This window comes from Arthrobacter sp. K41, assembly GCF_059089645.1.
In genome coordinates, this window is record NZ_JBNHEW010000001.1 from 244058 (window position 1) to 262239 (window position 18182).

General features: G+C 65.6%; 19 protein-coding genes. 13 read left to right on the top strand and 6 right to left on the bottom strand.

Features of this window, described 5'->3' with window-relative positions:
• Window positions 1-111: 111 nt before the first annotated feature.
• Window positions 112-936 (bottom strand): DUF4397 domain-containing protein, encoded by an 825-nt coding sequence (locus tag AC5RTE_RS01125; protein WP_494039579.1) that lies wholly within the window; start codon window positions 934-936, stop codon window positions 112-114.
• Between the two features lie 261 nt (window positions 937-1197).
• Here AC5RTE_RS01125 and AC5RTE_RS01130 point away from each other — a divergent pair, with 261 nt between their 5' ends.
• Window positions 1198-1713: a flavin reductase family protein gene (locus tag AC5RTE_RS01130; protein ID WP_494039580.1), complete on the top strand. Its 516-nt coding sequence runs from the start codon at window positions 1198-1200 to the stop codon at window positions 1711-1713.
• Window positions 1714-1753: 40 nt separating this feature from the next.
• Here AC5RTE_RS01130 and AC5RTE_RS01135 read toward each other — a convergent pair whose 3' ends face one another.
• Window positions 1754-2167 (bottom strand): CBS domain-containing protein, encoded by a 414-nt coding sequence (locus AC5RTE_RS01135; protein ID WP_494039581.1) that lies wholly within the window; start codon window positions 2165-2167, stop codon window positions 1754-1756.
• A 266-nt stretch (window positions 2168-2433) separates the two neighbouring features.
• Between AC5RTE_RS01135 and AC5RTE_RS01140 the strand changes: the two genes are divergently transcribed.
• From AC5RTE_RS01140 to AC5RTE_RS01155, 4 genes are all read left to right on the top strand, one after another.
• Window positions 2434-2745, top strand: a complete 312-nt coding sequence (locus AC5RTE_RS01140) for a hypothetical protein (RefSeq protein WP_494039582.1) — start codon at window positions 2434-2436, stop codon at window positions 2743-2745.
• The gene (locus tag AC5RTE_RS01145) at window positions 2735-3370 is read left to right on the top strand and encodes a hypothetical protein (protein ID WP_494039583.1); all 636 of its coding nucleotides are present in this window, start codon (window positions 2735-2737) and stop codon (window positions 3368-3370) included. The genes AC5RTE_RS01140 and AC5RTE_RS01145 overlap by 11 nt, the downstream gene beginning before the upstream one ends.
• Before the next feature lie 25 nt (window positions 3371-3395).
• Window positions 3396-6044 (top strand): ATP-dependent helicase HrpB, encoded by a 2649-nt coding sequence (hrpB, locus tag AC5RTE_RS01150; RefSeq protein ID WP_494039584.1) that lies wholly within the window; start codon window positions 3396-3398, stop codon window positions 6042-6044.
• A gap of 151 nt (window positions 6045-6195) precedes the next feature.
• Complete coding sequence (locus tag AC5RTE_RS01155) at window positions 6196-6348, top strand: hypothetical protein (protein ID WP_494039585.1); 153 nt, start codon at window positions 6196-6198, stop codon at window positions 6346-6348.
• Between the two features lie 36 nt (window positions 6349-6384).
• Here AC5RTE_RS01155 and AC5RTE_RS01160 read toward each other — a convergent pair whose 3' ends face one another.
• The gene (locus AC5RTE_RS01160; protein ID WP_494039586.1) at window positions 6385-7062 is read right to left on the bottom strand and encodes an alpha/beta hydrolase family protein; all 678 of its coding nucleotides are present in this window, start codon (window positions 7060-7062) and stop codon (window positions 6385-6387) included.
• 69 nt (window positions 7063-7131) lie between these two features.
• Between AC5RTE_RS01160 and ligD the strand changes: the two genes are divergently transcribed.
• Window positions 7132-8154, top strand: a complete 1023-nt coding sequence (ligD, locus tag AC5RTE_RS01165) for a non-homologous end-joining DNA ligase (protein WP_494039587.1) — start codon at window positions 7132-7134, stop codon at window positions 8152-8154.
• Window positions 8155-8203: 49 nt separating this feature from the next.
• Here the strand turns inward: ligD and AC5RTE_RS01170 are convergent, their stop codons facing one another.
• Window positions 8204-8824 carry an L-threonylcarbamoyladenylate synthase gene (locus AC5RTE_RS01170; protein WP_494039588.1) on the bottom strand — a complete coding sequence of 207 codons (621 nt, stop codon included), beginning with the start codon at window positions 8822-8824 and terminating at the stop codon, window positions 8204-8206.
• Between the two features lie 163 nt (window positions 8825-8987).
• Between AC5RTE_RS01170 and AC5RTE_RS01175 the strand changes: the two genes are divergently transcribed.
• From AC5RTE_RS01175 to AC5RTE_RS01200, 6 genes are all read left to right on the top strand, one after another.
• On the top strand, window positions 8988-9413 hold the full coding sequence (locus tag AC5RTE_RS01175; RefSeq protein WP_494039589.1) for a VOC family protein: 426 nt from the start codon (window positions 8988-8990) through the stop codon (window positions 9411-9413).
• A gap of 92 nt (window positions 9414-9505) precedes the next feature.
• Window positions 9506-10189 (top strand): hypothetical protein, encoded by a 684-nt coding sequence (locus tag AC5RTE_RS01180; RefSeq protein ID WP_494039590.1) that lies wholly within the window; start codon window positions 9506-9508, stop codon window positions 10187-10189.
• 16 nt (window positions 10190-10205) lie between these two features.
• Complete coding sequence (locus AC5RTE_RS01185) at window positions 10206-10715, top strand: HAD domain-containing protein (protein WP_494039591.1); 510 nt, start codon at window positions 10206-10208, stop codon at window positions 10713-10715.
• Window positions 10716-10867: 152 nt separating this feature from the next.
• Window positions 10868-12187 (top strand): inorganic phosphate transporter, encoded by a 1320-nt coding sequence (locus AC5RTE_RS01190; protein ID WP_494040125.1) that lies wholly within the window; start codon window positions 10868-10870, stop codon window positions 12185-12187.
• Complete coding sequence (locus AC5RTE_RS01195) at window positions 12184-12405, top strand: hypothetical protein (RefSeq protein WP_494039592.1); 222 nt, start codon at window positions 12184-12186, stop codon at window positions 12403-12405. Before AC5RTE_RS01190 ends, AC5RTE_RS01195 begins: the two co-directional genes overlap by 4 nt.
• Window positions 12406-12490: 85 nt before the next feature.
• Window positions 12491-13057, top strand: a complete 567-nt coding sequence (locus tag AC5RTE_RS01200) for a dihydrofolate reductase family protein (protein ID WP_494039593.1) — start codon at window positions 12491-12493, stop codon at window positions 13055-13057.
• A gap of 139 nt (window positions 13058-13196) precedes the next feature.
• Here the strand turns inward: AC5RTE_RS01200 and AC5RTE_RS01205 are convergent, their stop codons facing one another.
• Together AC5RTE_RS01205 and AC5RTE_RS01210 are read right to left on the bottom strand one after the other, a co-directional pair.
• The gene (locus AC5RTE_RS01205) at window positions 13197-14762 is read right to left on the bottom strand and encodes an HNH endonuclease signature motif containing protein (RefSeq protein ID WP_494039594.1); all 1566 of its coding nucleotides are present in this window, start codon (window positions 14760-14762) and stop codon (window positions 13197-13199) included.
• 56 nt (window positions 14763-14818) lie between these two features.
• A complete protein-coding gene (locus tag AC5RTE_RS01210) occupies window positions 14819-15295 on the bottom strand; it encodes a hotdog fold thioesterase (protein ID WP_494039595.1) in 477 nt (158 codons plus the stop codon).
• A 205-nt stretch (window positions 15296-15500) separates the two neighbouring features.
• On the opposite strand from AC5RTE_RS01210, the gene polA reads away from it, so the two are divergent.
• Entirely contained in the window at window positions 15501-18143 is a 2643-nt protein-coding gene (gene polA, locus AC5RTE_RS01215; protein WP_494040126.1) for a DNA polymerase I, read from the top strand.
• Window positions 18144-18182 lie beyond the last annotated feature (39 nt).

The window sequence follows — 18182 nt, forward strand, 5'->3', positions numbered from 1 at the left end:
TGGAACACCAGGGGCGGACGTGCCGAGCCGGCCGACCGGAGGGGATAGCCGGTCGGCCGGGGTCTCGGTGCCGGAGCTTTGGGCGGTCACCCTGCTCCTGCAAGCGGTGCGCTAGCTTGCCCTGCGCAAAGCCACCGAACGGGATACTGCCGCGGCTCCCAGCAGGAGGGCGATGCCTGCGGCTCCGAATCCGGCAATCGCCATAACCTGGCCGGCACCCTCATCAGCAGCACCGGAACGCCCGCCCGGAACAGCACCCGGGGCTGAGTGCAGGCCCTCGATGGTCTGCACGGCGAGCTGCAGGTTCTGGTCCGTGAGGCTACCCCAGGCGTACACGATGGTGTGGGTGCCCTCGGCGACCGTAACGTCAGCCGGGCCGATAACGGGCTGGGTGGTTCCCGCCGCTGCCACAGCTGCCGGGATGGTGCCCGGGTCGAGGGTCAGGGTCTGCTCGTTCGGATTGGCCAGGTTGGAGATGACGGCGCTGCCGCCGGCCAGGACGTCGACGGCGGGAGCGGCAGCGGTGTGCCTGACGGTCAGCTTGCCCTTGCCGGCTTCAATTTGGGAGACGTCGTTGGTGAAGAGGTTTGCGGTGGGCTTGCCGGCTGCATCAAGGTTGGCCACTGCCGTGTAGTTGCCGTTGGCGGCGAGGGTCACGTTGACAGGACCGATGACGGCGGCAGTTGCGTCTGCCGCGTCGGCGGCGGTGATAGCCAGGGCGTAGCTTCCGGCCGGAAGGGCCAGCGGGCCGGCGAGGGTGCCGGGCGTGAAATCGTCCAGGGTCCGTTCACCATTGACCCAGACATCCACTGTCAGGCCCGGGACTCCGTGCAGGACGGACAGCTGGGCGTCTCCTTCCGCGGCCTGTGCCGGGCCGGCGAAAGCCAGTGCCGCCGCGATTGCCACTGCTCCTGATGCGAAAATGCTGGTGCGCATGATTCCTCCTTCTGCGGCCCGCTGGGCGGGCGGTTTTTGCTTACACCCCTACTACCGGCGGCGAAGGTCATCTGGATGCACATGCATGAAAAATCTTTAAAAACCTTTTTGGTCCCGCTCCTGAAGGCACGCCTGGCCCATTACGGCGGATGTACCGGTATGACCCTCCGTTTCGGCCGGCGTCGGTACGTTGCACCAGCGGTTGAACAGAAGGAGGGGCCGGTGGTCTGGTGAGGTAACGATCCAACGAGAGGGCCATCCATGACAGCCACATCAGATCTTGCTCCCCGCCGGCTTCGCGACATTTTTGGAACTTTCGCCACCGGTCTGACAGTGATCACCGGCACCACGGAGGAGGGGCCGGCGGGCTTTACCTGCCAGTCTTTTGCGTCGCTGTCCCTCGAGCCGGCGCTGGTGACCTTCAGCCCCGCCAGGAGCTCCAGGACCTGGCCGGTGCTGCGGCAGGCGGGATCCTTTGTTATTAACGTGCTCCCGGCCGAACACCAGCATCTCGCGGCGCAGTTCGCCAAGTCGGGGACGGACAAGTTTGCCGGCGTCGGCTACCAGGCTTCACCGCTGGGCTGCCCTGTCCTGGACGACGCCCTTGCCTGGTTCGATTGCGAGCTCCACGCCGAGTATGACGGCGGTGACCACACCATAGTGGTGGCTGCCGTGAGGCACTTATGGGCGCGGCAGGACGCGGAGCCATTGCTGTTTTTCAAGGGCCGGTATGCCGGGATTGCTCCAGCTGGCCGCCTCCTCGAAGCGGCCAGCTGAGCCTGCTGATGGCGCCGTCGTGCCGCGCCGCGCTTGGGGGTCAGTATGAAATGAAGGCTACGAGTTCCCCGACACGATCCTCCGGGTAGTTGCGGGCTATGTCAGCCTGGCTCACAACCCCCACCAGGTCGTGCCCATCGATTACGGGCAGCCGCCGCACCTGATGGTCCTGCATCGTCCGGATGGCTTCTTCAATCGAATCATCAGCGCCGATGGTAACGGGTTTGCCTTCTCCAAATTCCCCGGCCGTCGCCGTACGCGGATCCCCGCCCGCTGCCAGGCATTTGACGACAATGTCCCGGTCCGTCAGCATGCCTTTGAGCCGGTTGTCCTCGCCGCAGATCGGCAGTGATCCCACGTCGAGTTCCTTCATCTTCCGGGCTGCTGCCTCGAGCGTCTCTTTCTCTCCCACACACTCCGCGCCGCCGGTCATGATTTCCCGTGCCGTTGCCATGTTGGTCTCCTTCGTCCAAGATGCCCTGCCGTCTCTGCGGCCCGTTCCGGTGGCCCTTCGGCGATTTGCCCGTGGTTCACAGCGCTGAAGAACCAGCCGATGGAAAAATGCTAAGCCTGCTGATTATCAGTGTCCAGAGCAGTGTCACGCCGTCACTGGTGGGTGCGGTGCACAACGGCGCCGTTCTTGCCATACCGCAATCAAGTAGTAAGCTTGCTGATCAATACTCGTAAGCCTGCTGATTAATTGAGGACAGGAGAAGCGCCATGGGCACAGTTATTGCTGCCGCCTCGGCTCTGGCCATTACCGTCGCCGGAGCAGCCGCGGCTCTCAGTGCCCCCTTTGGCGCTGCCGGGAACGGGGGCCAGTATCTCGCCGGCCATGTGCTGCTCGGGCTGGGCCTCGGCCACACCATCGCCATCCTGCTGCGGATCGCCACCAGGCGTTTTGTAGCCGGACGTTCGGGCGGCAAGGAAACAGCGGGTGCCGTGCCAACTCCGGCACATATGGCCACAGTCACCGCATTGCCAGCCAGGCCCGCGGTGATGGTTCCGCTGCGGGGCAGGCATGCCGCCTGAAACGCAGCCGCGGCATAACGGCAAAGACGGTATGCCGCGCCTGAAGCCTCTCCGCTCCTGGCGGGCAGCCGCGGCGCTGGCGGCAGCAGCAGGTCTTGCAGTGGCACTGTTCACTGCCACTCCGATCCTGCGGCCCGTTGATTCGGATCAGGGCACGCTCCGCGGGCTGCAGGTGCGAGTCCTGACAATCAGCCAGGCTGCAGCGGAAAACCGGCTGGACGGGGCACTTGCCGCGCTGGACGCGCTCGAAAAAGACCTGAACGACGCCGCGTCCCAGGGCCAGATTTCGTTATCCCGGTACCGCGGAATTGAGGCAGCCGTGGAGTCGGTCCGTACGGACATCACCACCCAGCTTGCGGCGGCGTCCGCTGCCGTGGCCCCTACGGGGAGCATCGCGGAGACCACCTCCGCCACTCCCGGACCGGCGGAGGCCCAGCCGGCGGTCCAGGCTGAAGCCCAGCCGCCCGTCGTGGTTCCGCCCCCCGTTCCTGCGCCGGCTCCCGCTCCTGCTCCCGCTCCTGCTCCCGCTCCGGCTGCCGCTCCGGCTGCCGCCCAGGAAGAACCTGTCCTGCCGGCACCGGCGAAGGAAGCCAAGGAAAAGGGCAAGGGGCCGGGAAAGCCCTAAGCCAACGACCGGGCACAATGGACTGATGACTTCCCGGGCCCGTCAGCAGCAGCCAACCGCCGGCGCACCCTTCGACATCGGGGCCATTGGCGCCGGCCTGGCGTTCGCCAACTCGGCGCGGCCACTGACGCACGCCCTCGCTGGCAGTGGCAGCGGCGAACCTCCACGCGCAGCCGTAGTGCAGGCACCGCCTGGAACCGGTAAGACCACACTCGTTCCGCCGCTGCTGGCAAACCTGCCCGGGCTGGCCGCCGGACGCGTGGTGGTTACCCAGCCGCGCCGGGTCGCTGCCCGTGCCGCCGCCCGCCGGCTCTCGGTTCTGGACTGCAGCCGCCTGGGCAGCCGGGTCGGATACACGGTGCGCGGAGAGCGGCAGGCCGGTCCGGAGACGCTCATCGAGTTCGTAACGCCCGGAATCCTGCTGCGCCGCCTGTTGTCCGATCCAGGGCTGGACGGGGTGGCAGCGGTGGTACTGGACGAGGTTCACGAACGGGGTCTGGAGACCGATCTGCTCATCGGCATGCTCGCGGAAGTGCGGGAATTGCGCGGTGACCTTACCGTCGTCGCCATGTCCGCAACGCTGGACGCGCCCCGGTTTGCCGCGTTACTCGTCAACAACGAGGACGGAACTCTGGCCCCCGTTGTGGAGTGTCCCTCGGTGGTTCACCCGCTGCAGACGCAGTGGCGCCCTGCCGGCGGACCGCGCCTGGACGGCAGGGGAGTCACGCCCGCCTACCTCGAGTACCTTTCGGCGACAGCCGCGGCGGAAGTCACCAATGCCCTCCGTGAAGACAGCTCGGCAGATACCCTGGTTTTCGTTCCCGGAGCAAGGGAAGTATCCCGGGTGGCAGCGGGACTTCGCAGCCGGCTCGGCTCCGGCGTGGAGATCCTCGAGCTTCACGGCCAGGTGGGCCCGGCCGAACAGGACCGCGCAGTTTCGGGCCGCGCTGCCGGCGGCAGCGCCAGGGTCATCGTGTCCACCGATCTCGCCGAGTCCTCCCTCACCATTCCCGGTGTCCGGCTGGTGATCGATTCCGGCCTCACCCGGGAACCGCGGCGCGACGCCGGAAGGGGCATGAGCGGACTGGTCACCGTTTCCTGCTCCCGTGCCTCAGCCGATCAACGTGCCGGGCGGGCCGCCCGCCAGGGTCCGGGGCGTGTGGTCCGCTGCTATGACCAGCAAGCCTTTGGAGCTGCCCCGGCCCACGTGACCCCGGAGATAAGGGTGGCCGACTTGACCGGGGCCGCCCTGATCCTGTCATCCTGGGGCTCCCCGCGGGGAGCCGGACTCGCACTGCCCGACCAGCCACCCCGGCAGGCCATGGACGATGCGATGGAGGTCCTGCGTGAACTTGGCGCAGTGTCAGGCGATGGCCACATCACCCCCATGGGAAAACTGCTGGCCACCATTCCGGCTGATCCCCGCCTGGCCAGGGCCCTGCTTCACGGCGCAGCGTTTGCCGGACACCTGCCCGCCGCCGAAGCCGTGGCGCTGGTAACGGGGGATCTCCGGGCACCGGGCGCGGACCTCACCCGCCTGCTGTCCGGGTTGCGGAGCGAAACAGGGCCGGAAGCGCGCCGCTGGGCGGAGGAATCCCGCCGCCTGGCTGCCTTGGCAAAGCAGGCAGCGTTGCCTGCTTCCCCGACGCCGCCGGCGCACGCGGCTAGCGCCGCGGGCGCGGCGGTGGTGGGAGCCGTCGTCGCGCTCGCCTTCCCTGACCGGGTGGCACGCAGGGTGGATGGCGATACCCCAAACCGCTACCTCCTGTCCTCGGGGACCCGCGCGGGGCTGCCCGCTGGCAGCCCCCTTTCCGGCCAGGAATGGCTGGCGGTAGCCGAAGTAACCCGGGCGGACGGGCGGGACTCGGCCGGCACCGGAGCGGTGATCCGGTCCGCGGCACCCCTCTCTCCCGACCTGGCCGAGGCTGCCGCATCACACCTCCTGGCGGACACTGTCGAGGCGCAATTCACGGCCGGCCGCCTCTTTGCCCGCAGGGTGCGCCGCCTTGGGGCGATCGTTCTGGCATCGACGCCGGTCCGCCCCTCACCGGCCGAAGGGCGCGCGGCAGTAGCGCAAGCACTGCAGACTGAGGGCCTTGGCGTCCTTGACTGGTCGACGGCGACCGATGCTTTGCGCCGCCGTCTGGCCTTCCTGTACCGCGGACTGGGCGTGCCGTGGCCGGACGTCTCGGACCAGGCGCTGCTGCTCCGGTTGGAGGACTGGCTCGGACCGGAGCTGGAAGCACTCGCCGGCGGAGCGGCAGCGCGCGCCATTGACCTTGCCCATCCGTTGCGCCGGCTGCTGCCCTGGCCTGAAGCCGCCCGGCTCGATGACCTCGCCCCGGAGTGGCTCGAAGTTCCGAGCGGATCGCGGATCCGGATCGAGTACCCTGTGGTATCAGACGACACCGCCCGGCCGGTGGTGGCCGTCAAGCTGCAGGAGTGCTTCGGATGGGCAGAAACGCCCCGGCTGCTGGACGGCCGGGTGCCGGTCCTCTTCCACCTGCTGTCGCCGGCGCGGCGCCCCCTGGCGGTAACGGACGATCTCACATCCTTCTGGTCCGGCCCCTATGCGCAGGTCCGGGCCGAAATGCGCGGCCGCTATCCCAAACATCCCTGGCCCGAGGACCCGTGGAGCGCCCCGGCAACCGCACACGTCAAACGCCGGAAATAGCGCTACGCGTTTGGCTCAGCTGCGGCGGGAAGGCGGCGTGAGATCTCCGATACACAGTTGAAACCCGGGGTCGATGCACTGAAACATCAGGTGGCTAGGCTCGTTCCCACCTGGACGCCGTTGTCCACACCTCAACCCGAAGGACGTGCAGATGTTTCTTATCACCAGCCTCAACCTCTTGCTCGACGGCCAGCGCAAAGACGACAACCGATCCGCCAGCGGTAGTGACGGAACGTCGGATTCCTCCCAGGGCCAGTTGAGCTCCGCCGCCTGGGAAGGCTGGTGGCAGGACGACGCCGCCTAGCCGCTGTGCAGTCCGCCAACTGTCGGACTGCCTGAATCAGGGACGGCCGCGGATAAAGTCAGCCACCGGCGCGGCGAGGGAAGCACCCACCTCATCCGCAGTACGTTTCCGGCCGGCGACACCGAATGAGTGGTCGCCGCCCTCTACCCACTGCAGGAGAGCGTTGGGCCCGATCCGCGACACCACGCCCGCCAGGATCTCAGGTGTGGCGAAGGTGTCCCGTTTGCCCTGCAGAAACAACATGGGCGTCGTGAGCCCGTAGAGGTGCTCGTCCCGCAGCTTGTCCGGCTTGCCCGGCGGATGCAGGGGATAGCCCAGGTACACAAGCCCGGCGGCTTCCATTCCTTCAGCCACCGCCATGGAGGCCATCCGCCCGCCAAAGGACTTACCCGCCGCCCAGATAGGGCCGGCGTCGTTATGGGCCGCTGCCTGCTCCGCCGCCATGGCAAAGGCCGCATGCCATGCGGCGATGGCCACGGGCGGCCGGTCCGGGAATTTCCGGCCTGCTTCCCGGTAGGGAAAGTTGAACCGCAGCGTTGCTGTTCCCAGCGCATTCAGGGCTGCGGTGAACCCGCGGAGAAACGGGTGCTCCATGCCGGCCCCGGCACCGTGGGCCACCACAACGGTCGCGGACGTATTATCCGGGCGGGAGTAGGCAGCAGTGACACTAAGGCCTCCGACGGCGAGGGTCAGGGGCGTTTCTGAGACGGACATGCCTCCATCATGCCGGACCCGGGAGCCCAAATTCGTCCGCCGTCCGCGGCCGGGGTGTACGTTGTCCCCATGGCGAGCGAACAGACCACCATCACGGTTCAAGGCCCCCACGGCGAACGGGAGATGCGCATCTCCAGTCCCGGGAGGGTCCTCTGGCCAGACCTCGGAATCACGAAACTGGACCTCGCCCGCTACTTCGCGGACATCGGTGCGGCCTTTATCGCAGCGAACGGGGACAGGCCGGTGGCGCTGCAGAGGTACAAGGACAACGTTGACGGCGACATGTTTTTCTCGAAAAACCCGCCCAAGGGAACGCCGGAGTTCATCCGGACCATGAAGGTGGTCTTTCCGAGCGCGCGTTCCCATCCCATGCTGGTGCTGGACGAACCCGCGGCGCCCATCTGGGCAGTACAAATGAACACCATCGTTTTCCACCCCTGGCCCTCCCGTACCGCCAACACCGACAACCCGGACCAGCTGCGCATCGACCTGGATCCCCAACCGGGCACTGATTTTGACGATGCCGTCCCGGCTGCGCTGGTCCTTAAGGAGGTCCTGGCTGAGGCAGGGCTCACCTGCTTCGTCAAGACCTCCGGTAACAGGGGACTGCACGTGTACGCGCCCATCGAGCCCACCCGCGAGTTCCTTGATGTCCGCCATGCCGTCATTGCCGCCGCCCGGGAAGTGGAACGCCGGATGCCGGAGAAGGTCACTACTGCATGGTGGAAGGAAGAACGGGGCCAAAAAATTTTCCTCGACTTCAACCAGGCCAACCGCGACCGCACCATTGCCGGCGCCTACAGCCCGCGGGCGCTGCCACACGCCTCGGTGTCATGCCCCATCACCTGGGCGGAGCTGGAGACGGCGGATCCGAAGAACTTCACCATCCTCACCGTTCCGGACCGGCTGAAAACCGTGGGTGACCCCTGGGCAGACATGCACAGCAACCCGGGAACCATCGACACGCTGCTGGAGTGGTGGGACCGCGATCTCAGGAACGGTCTTGGGGAAATGCCGTTTCCTCCGGACTACCCAAAGATGCCGGGGGAGCCGCCGCGGGTGCAGCCCAGCCGTGCCCGGAAGCAGGATTAGCAGGCACGCCTGGCAGCAGGACGGGAAACGCGGCAGCAGGACCTGAGGGTTATTCGAAACGGGACGGGTCACCCATCCCGCGGCGGACTACCTCTGCCACGCCGCCGGAAAAGTCCACTACGGTGGTGGGCTCGGAACCGCAGTCGCCGGTGTCGATCACGGCATCCACTTGGTGGTCCAGCCGCTCCTTGATTTCCCAGCCCTGGGTCATCGGGTCTTCATCGTCCGGCATCAGCAGGGTGCTTGAAAGCAGCGGCTCGCCGAGTTCGGCGAGCAGCGCCTGCACCACCCGGTTGTCCGGGATCCTGACGCCGACGGTTTTCTTCTTCGGGTGCAGCAGGCGCCGGGGGACCTCCTTGGTGGCAGGCAGGATAAAGGTGTAGCTGCCGGGAGTTACAGATTTGATGCTGCGGAAAACGTCGTTGCTGATGTTCACGAATTGGCCCAGTTGGGCGAAATCCCTGCACACCAACGTGAAATGGTGCTTGTCGTCCAGGCTGCGGATGGCCCTGATCCGGTCCAGGGCGTCTTTATTGCCCAACTGCGCGCCCAGCGCATAGCAGGAGTCCGTGGGGTAGGCGATCAGCCCGCCGTCAAGCACCATGCGCACTGCCTGCGTGATGGCACGTGGCTGAGGATCCTGCGGATGAACGTCAAAGTATCTGGCCATGCACCCGAGCCTACGTTCCCTGCCCTGACGCCGCACGCTTTGGCCGCCCGGGGCGTCCCCAACGCATTCAATAGGGGCAGCTGCCCCTACCCCGGGGCAGCCCCTTGGGGCAGGATGTTGTCTGGTTCCATCCTCTTTCGGTACAACTCAAGGAGATCCAGCCATGCCCACCACCCTCAACCCGTACCTCGGCTTCCGCGACAACGCCCGCGAGGCCATGAACTTCTACCAGTCAGTTTTTGGCGGGGAGCTGACACTGAGCACCTTCGGTGAGTTCCAGGCCAGCGAGGATCCGGCAGAGGCGGAGAAAATCATGCATGCCATGCTGACAACCACCCAAGGCCTGGTGCTGATGGGAGCGGACACGCCAAACGGCATGGAGTTCAGCGGAGGGTCGTCCATCTCCATTTCACTCAGCGGGGATGATGAAGCGGAACTGCGTGGCTACTTCGAAAAGCTGAGCGGCAACGGCGGTACGGTAACAGTGCCCATGGAGCAGGCGCCGTGGGGAGATGTCTTCGGGATGTGCACGGACCGTTATGGCGTGGCCTGGCTTGTCAACGTCAACAACCCCCAGGCAGCCGGCTGACCAACCTGCCGGGGCAGGGCAGCTGGAGAGCCGGCTGACCGGTCCGACAGTGCTTCCTTGAGGAGGGCGCCACGCAATGGGACGATGTACGCGTGGAGTCCCTCTTCGAGATCCTTGACGATAAATGGTGGCTCGTTTTCCCCGCCTTGGCCTTTGCCGGCCACTGGGCGAATTCGTGGCGCAAAGCCAGCGACCGCAGGCACCAGCGGAAGGTGGAGCTGTACAAGCTCAAGAACCAGGCCCATGAGGCTGAGAAAGTCTCGGCCGCGGAGGTTGAGTCACTGCTGGCAGCCCATGATGCCACCAGCAGGCGCTGGCTGGATTATGAACTTGACGTGGGCAAGCTGATTGAATTCCCGCTTATGACAGACGTCCGGGAACCCCTCACGGTGGCCTTCCTTCGGGCCAAACGTGAGGCCGACGGACTCCGGCCGGGATCAGCGGCAGAGGTGACGTCGCCCTCCCGCCTCCAGGCGTACCGTAGGGCGGTGGATGGATTCAACGTGGCGCTGGAGGTGGCCGAGCGCGAAGCCAGGCGCATCAGGGACAGCAAGTTCACCGGGCCCGAACGGGAACGGCTTGCCACCGCGCGGCAGTTGCTGAGGATCGCGGAAAACCATGCAGCCACTCCGGCAGAACGCCAGGCAGCCTACAAGCGGGCCCGACGCGAGTTGGACGGCCTTATCGTCCTGCCGGATGCGGCAATGGCGGCCCTCGAGGAAAAAATCGCACCCATGCTGGACGGGGGCGCGCGGCCCTCCGATTCCCGCCGCTGATTATCCGGGAGACACTGTGGCTGTCCGCACGCTCTACCTGGACGTTGACGGTGTCATCTGTCCGTTCGGACCCGACGGGTGCACCGGCTGGGGAACGCCGTGGCGGCGCGCGGCCGCGGGATTGTTGCCGGTGGCATTCGCCGCTGAGTTGGTGAAGGGACTTAACAGCCTTGCTGCAACGTCGGAGTTGCGGTGCGTCTGGCTGACCAGTTGGGAGGAACTGGCACCGCAGTACCTTTGCCCGGCCATCGGCCTGGAGGGCAGCCGGTGGCCCTTTCTAACGGCTTTCGGTTCCGGAAGCGGGCCGGATTGGTGGAAGCTCCGGGCCATTCAGGCCGATGTTGAGGAGACCGGACCCGTGGCTGTGGCCTGGGCGGATGATCAGCTCGCCTTCGAGGCCGAGGCGCAGGCCTGGGCGGGGGTCATGGGCCGGCGTTTGCTGGCACTGTCGCCGAACCCCAGGTGCGGAATTTCACCTGCCGAGCTGGACGCCGTCGCAGCCTTCCTCAAGGCGCCGATGTTTTGACCTCCTGCCGGGGGCGCGTACGATCGATAGGGTTTCACGCCGGTTGTGTTAACAGCGCAAGTCATTCCAAGCGAACAGCTGGTGAATTATGCTGTGCAAGGCAGCCGGGGGAAAGAAACTGCTTGACGTCGACTCTGCAGATTGGGCAACAGGTGGATATCACCTTCATGGTGGCGCTGGTCATCGCACTGGCACTATTTTTCGACTTCACGAACGGCTTCCACGACACAGCGAATGCCATGGCCACGCCCATCGCAACCGGTGCCATCAAGCCGAAGACTGCGGTCACCCTCGCAGCCATCCTGAACCTGGTGGGTGCCTTCCTGTCCACGGAAGTGGCTAAAACGGTCTCCGGCGGCATCATCCGTGAAGGGTCCGACGGTGTACAGATCACGCCGGAGATCATCTTCGCCGGCCTTATGGGAGCAATTCTGTGGAACATGATCACGTGGTTGAAGGGCCTGCCGTCGAGTTCCTCCCACGCCCTGTTTGGCGGGCTGATCGGTGCCGCCATCGCCGGCATCGGATTTAACTCCATTAATCTTGAGGGCCTGCTTCAGAAGGTCATCCTGCCCGCGATCTTTGCGCCGCTCATCGCCGGCATCGTGGCCTACATCTGCACGCGCCTGGCCTATGCCCTGACCTCCCGGCACGATCCCGAGACCGGCAGCAAGCTCACCCAGAAACGCGGCGGATTCCGTACCGGGCAGATCTTCACTTCCAGCCTGGTGGCACTGGCCCACGGCACCAACGACGCCCAAAAGACCATGGGCATCATCACGCTCGTGCTGATTGCCGCCGGCACCCAGACGCCGGGCTCCGGCCCGCAGTTCTGGGTGATCGCCGCCTGTGCCTTCGCCATTGCCATCGGTACCTACGCCGGCGGGTGGCGCATCATCCGCACCATGGGCGCCGGGCTCACCGAAGTAAAGCCGGCCCAGGGCTTCGCTGCCGAAACCAGCACCGCGTCGGCCATCCTTGCCTCGTCCCACCTCGGTTTTGCACTATCCACCACTCAGGTGGCTTCCGGTTCTGTTATCGGCTCCGGAATGGGCCGGCGGGGAACCAGTGTCCGCTGGAGCATGGTGGGCAAGATCGCGCTGGGTTGGCTCTTCACCCTTCCCGCAGCCGGCATTGTGGGAGCGCTGACTGCACTGCTGGTCAAGACCGGCGTAATAGGCGTGCTGATCGCGGCCGTCGCCGGCACCGCCGCAGTGCTGTTCATGTTCTTCTATTCACGTAAGTCCGCCGTCGGCCACCACAACGCCATCGAAGTTGAAGAGGCAGGCCAGACAGTGCGTTTCGCAAAGAAGAAGGCAATGGCCCGTGCCCGTGCCAAGGCGAAGTCGCACGCGAAGGCTGACGCTGAAGCCACATCCGTTGCCGGAACCAGCACCAGCGTCCAAGCCAACACCAATACTGATGCCGAGACCGAAGCCGAAGCCGTTACAACGAAGGATGCCCAGCGATGAAGTGGTTGGAACTGCTGACCGTGGCCGGTGCCACCCTGGCGGCCGCAGTGACCGTGGTGGTTCTCTACTCGCTGGGAGTTCGGCTGACCGCCATTGCAGGTGACGCACGCCAAGCCTCGCCCGGCGTGAAGCGGTCCCTTGCGTATGTTTGCTTCGGGCTGTGCGGACTCGCCGTCCTCTTTGGCCTGTACCTGATCATCCCTTACTTCTCCGGCTAAATCCCCTCGCCAGGCCCCGGATGGGGCTGCTGACAGGGTAGCCATCGCCGTTGGACAGACCGGGTCCGATCACTAGGCTGGACCCATGTCACGGATCCAGTACTTTGTAGCCGCGTCCCTCGATGGTTTCATTGCTACGCCTACAGATGACCTTGGCTGGCTCCTGCAGTTCGACGGTTTCGAGGGCGGTAAGGAAAGCTACGAGACGTTCATGGGGGGTGTCGGCTGCATCGTGATGGGCGGCGGGACGTACGCCTGGCTTATGGAGCACGAGCCAGGGACATGGCCATACCCCGAGACTCCCTGCTACGTCTTCACGCGGCATGAGTACCAGGCGCCTCCCGGGGCGGACCTCACTTTCGTTCGCGGCAGCGTCTCGGAATTCGTTGCAGACTTCAAGGCGGACGCGGGAGGCAAGAACGTTTGGGTGGTGGGCGGCGGGGACCTCGCCGCCCAGTTCGCCGACGCCGGGCTGCTGGATGAGCTGATCCTCTCCGTCATCCCGGTGGTTCTCGGCGACGGCAAGCGGCTTCTTCCTTTGACGGGCCCGACGCCGCCACTTGAGTTGACTGCCTCGCGCTCCCTGGGCAGGGGCATAGTAGAGCTCCGGTACTCGCTGAACGGCGATTCAGCTTCAGGTTCTGGTGGTTAACCCTGCGCGGGCTGCGGGATTCCCTCACTGACCTTGCGAAGTTGGGGAGCAAGACTCGGCAGTCCTGGTGACCCGGTGGTTTAGCCGCGCCAACACCCATCGCTGGGCTGAGCCCGCTTCCATGCCGCACCGGCTGAGCTCATCCGCCGCGGGCGTGGAGGAACCGTTCGATGCCGTCTTCTCCAAGGGAGTAGCCGGTGCGGACAAGGTCCACGTGGCCGCGCGGAAAATCGCCGGGCTCCCGCTGAGGCCAGCACCTGCTCGATGTGTGGCTCGGCTTCGTTTGCGCTGCCAACTCCTGGGGCCAGTGTGGTGGTTCCCAGTGGTGGTGTTCGGGTTTGTAGTGCCGGCCGGTGGGTGAGGTCCAGCCGGGCGGTGCGGTTGTGGTGGCCGGGGTGGGTTTCCAGGCGGTGGCGTGTTTGAGGCGGTGGTGCTTGGGGCAGAGCTGGCCGAGGTTGCTGATTCCGGTGGTTCCGCCGTGGTGCCAGGCGGTGAGGTGGTCGGCTTCGTTGTCCAGGGAGTTGTTGCTGCACCCGGGGAACGTGCATTTGCCGTCCCGGAGCTGGAGCGCTTTCTTCATGGCTTTGGTGATCCGGTAGCTGGTCCGGCCGATCTCCAGTGGCGCGCCGTCGCGGGGGTCAACGAGGACCCGGTAGAACGAGTTGGCGCCGTCCGCGACGAGTTTGCGTGCCATCGACGCCGGGATAGGGCCGTAGCCGTCCAGCATGGCCGGTTCCACGGTCAGTCCCATCAACGCGAACACCGGAACGGTGACGAGCACGTCCGCCTTCGGGGCCGGAACCTTTCCCATGCCCGCAACGTAAGCAGTTTCACCGTCCCCCTTCCCGCCCCCGCTTGCAGCGCCCCCATCCCCACGGTCCGCGGTACCTGCGCCCGGGGCCGTGAGCAGCAAACCGGCGGCGGTGTCGGCCCGCAACTGTGTGAGGGTGCGGGGCTCGTCGGGGCCCTGGAGTCCACGGGCGAGGGCCGTGGTGCGGTTCCAGATCGCGCAGGCCTGGTCCGCGGGCAGGTAGGCGGAGAGCCATGCCATCCCGTCCTGGTCAGGACGGTATTCCACCCGCCGGTCCGCCACACCCCTGGTGTGCCGCTGTTCGATGGACTCGGCGTGGTGGCGTTCCCGCCAGATCCGGGCTTTAGCTTTGAACCGGTACGCCGGAACGTCCCCGATCGGCGCGGCCGTGGATGGTACGGGGGTGTCCGGACCCAGGAAGTGGGCTTCAAGGGCGGCGGCGCCGGCAAGGTCCAAGGTGGCCGTTTCCTCCACCATGACCTGGGCGTGCCGCCACGAAACCGTCCCAGCGCGCAGGGCCGACAGGGTCAGCGGCAGCGTGGCCACCAGGGCGTGGGAGGTCGCCAGGAAGGAACCCGCGGCCCGGCCCCCAAGAGCCAGGAGGGTACCGATTTCCGCCGCGACCGCCATCTCTCGCGCCTGCATCGGGGTTCCCGGCGCCGCGACAGCATGAACCGTGTCCGCGTACGTCACCGCCGCCCAGGCCTTCAGCCCCGCGACCCGTGCCTCCACGGCTGCCGCGCCGGACAGAATGTCCAGGCAACCATCAGCCAGGGCAGCCAACGGATCAGCACCATCAACCGCCCCGGAACCCGGAGCCGCCGCTTCGGCATAAAGCACGGCAAGGGCGGCGTTGATGTCCTCAAACGCCTTCACCACCGCCGCTTTACCCATGAACTCATCATGGCAAAGGGGTCAGACAATTAAGGGAAGTGCCAGGGGAGGGGTCCCTACCCCTGCTGCGGAGCGGCGTTATCCCGGATCATGTTGGTGATGCGTGCTGTAGACAGCCTGCGCCCCTGCTCGTCCGTCATGACGATCTCGTGCGTCGCCAGGGTCCGGCCGAGGTGGATGGCGGAGCAGGTACCCGTCACCGTGCCCGCTGCGATGGACCGGTGATGCGTGGCGCTGACCTCGATACCCACGGCATGCCGGCCAGGCCCTGCGTGCATTCCTGATGCGAACGATCCGAGCGTTTCAGCCAGGACAACATGGGCGCCGCCGTGAAGGATTCCGGCTACCTGGGTGTTTCCTTCCACCGGCATGGTGGCTACGGTCCGTTCCGGGCTCATCTCCAGAAAACGTATCCCCATCTTCACTACCAGGGCCCCGATCCCGAACTGACCCAGCCAGGCATGCAGATGCTCCGGGACGCCGGCCGCAGTGAGCTCAGCGGAGAAGGGGCCGGGCGTGAAATTGTCCATCATGGCAACTAGGCTGGCACCTGTGAGTGAAACAACCAAACCGGCCCCTTTCCCGTCCAATGTCCTGGAGGAGGACAACGCTCCGCAAGGTTCAAGTGCCCTTGCTGAGGCTGCTGTTAAGGACACGGCTGGATCGGTTTCGGCGACTGCCGCCCCCGTTGTTCCCCTGACGGGCCAGCCGCGGCTGCTGGTGCTGGACGGCCACTCGATGGCGTTCCGCGCCTTTTTCGCCCTCCCGGCAGACAAGTTCTCCACGGCAAACGGGCAGCACACCAACGCCATCCACGGTTTCACCTCCATGCTGATCAACCTCATCAAGGAACAGCAGCCCACCCACATCGCCGTGGCTTTCGACGTGTCGGACGAGTCCACCCACCGAAAGACCGAGTACAGCGAATACAAGGGGGGCCGCAATGAAACCCCCCGCGAAATGAACAACCAGATCGACCTCATCGGCCAGGTGATGGAAGCTTGGGGCATCAAGACCATCAAAATGCCCGGCTACGAGGCGGATGACATTCTTGCCACTCTTGCATCCATGGGTGAGAAGGCCGGCTTCGAAGTCCTGCTGGTCTCCGGTGACCGTGACGCGTTTCAGTTGATCACGGACAACGTTTTTGTGCTCTACCCAAAGAAGGGCGTCAGCGATATCCCGCGGATGGATGCCGCCGCCATCGAGGCCAAGTATTTCGTAAGTCCCGCACGGTATTCAGACCTCGCCGCCTTGGTGGGGGAGACGGCCGATAACCTTCCGGGAGTTCCCGGCGTCGGCCCTAAAACGGCGGCCAAATGGATCAATCAGTATGGCGGTCTTGAGGGCGTCCTCGAACACCTGGATGCCATTGGCGGCAAGGTAGGGGACGCGCTTCGGGAGAACGTTGAAGCCGTCAAGCGTAACCGCCACTTGAACCAGCTCCACACGGACCTGGAATTGCCCGTCACGCTCGATGACCTGTATGAGCCACGTCCTGACCAGGCAGCCCTTGAGGACCTGTTCGACCAGCTCGAATTCAAGGCCATCCGCGGCCGGCTTTTCGCACTGTACGGCGACGACGACGCCCCCGCCCCTGAGCGTGCCAGCATCGAAACGCCTGACTTCATCGCGCCGTCGGGGGCTGCAGAGCTCGCCGGCTTCCTCAAGGCAGGTGCCGGCCAGCGCTCCGCCGTCGCGGTGGACCTGGTGCCTGGCCGGATCGGCGAGGATGCTGCAGGGCTGGCGATCGTCCGCGACGGCGCCGCCGCCTACGTCGATCTCTCCGGCCAGGACGCCGAGGCCGAAAACGTCCTGGCTGCGTGGTTGCGCGACCCCGCAGCGCCGAAGGTGATGCACGGGTTCAAGGCCGCGCTGAAAGCCCTGACCTCCCGGGGCCTGGAGCTTGACGGCGTGGTGGACGATACCTCGATTTCCGGATATCTCATCCAGCCGGACCGGCGAACCTACGAACTCGCCGAACTCGCCCAGCACCACCTCAACGTGGGGATCCCGGCTGCCACCGCCAAAGCCGGCCAGCTGGAGCTTTCCTTTGACGGGGACGACGAAGCAGCCGCGGGCGCGCTGGTGCAGGCGGCCGCCGTCGTCCTTGAACTGAGCCGCTTCTTCGAGGCGGAACTGAAGGAGCGCCGCGCGGAGGAACTGCTGTCCAGCCTCGAGCTTCCGGTCAGCCGTGTCCTGGCCGACATGGAACTCGCCGGCATCGGGATCGACATGGCCCGCATGGACGAGCAGCTCGCCGACCTCGCCCGGGTCATCGACAACGCCCAGGAGCAGGCCTTCGCCGCGATCGGCCACGAGGTCAACCTTGGGTCGCCCAAACAGCTGCAGACAGTGCTGTTTGAGGAGCTTCAGCTGCCCAAGACCAAAAAGATCAAGTCCGGCTACACCACTGATGCCGCGTCCCTGAAGAACCTGCTGGACAAAACCGGCCACGAGTTCCTGGTGCAGCTCATGGCGCACCGGGAAGCTGCCAAGCTGAGGCAGATGCTCGAATCGCTGAAGAAGTCCGTTGCCGAAGACGGCCGTATCCACACCACCTACGCCCAGAACGTGGCGGCGACCGGCCGGATTTCCTCAAACAATCCCAACCTGCAGAACATCCCCATCCGCAGCGAGGAAGGCCGCCGCGTCCGCGGAATTTTCGTCGTCAGCGACGGCTACGAGTGCCTGCTGTCCGCGGACTACTCCCAGATCGAGATGCGAATCATGGCACACTTGTCCGGCGATGCCGGTCTGATCCAGGCGTATAAGGACGGCGAGGACCTGCACCGGTTTGTCGGCTCCAACATTTTCCATGTGCCCACCGAAGAAGTCACCAGTGCCATGCGCTCCAAGGTGAAGGCCATGTCCTACGGGTTGGCCTATGGACTCACTTCCTTCGGCCTGTCCAAGCAGCTGGAGATTTCCGTGGACGAGGCACGCACCCTCATGAAGGACTACTTCGACCGGTTCGGTGCCGTCCGCGATTACCTCCGCGGCGTGGTGGACCAAGCCCGGGTGGACGGCTACACGGCAACCATCGAAGGCCGCCGCCGTTACCTGCCCGACCTGACGAGCACCGACCGGCAGCTCCGGGAGAACGCGGAGCGCATCGCCCTGAACAGCCCCATTCAGGGTTCGGCCGCAGACATCATCAAGCGCGCCATGCTGGGCGTCCATGCAGAGCTCAAGTCACAGGGCCTGAAGTCGCGGATGCTCCTGCAGGTCCACGACGAACTGGTCCTCGAAGTCGCGGCGGGGGAGCGGGACGCCGTGGAGAAGCTCGTCACCGAACAGATGGGAGCCGCGGCGGACCTCACCGTTCCGCTGGAGGTCCAGATCGGTGTTGGTCCCAGCTGGTACGACGCCGGGCACTAGGAGCAGACGGGGTACCAGTGTCCGGGCGCTTCCCAGCAG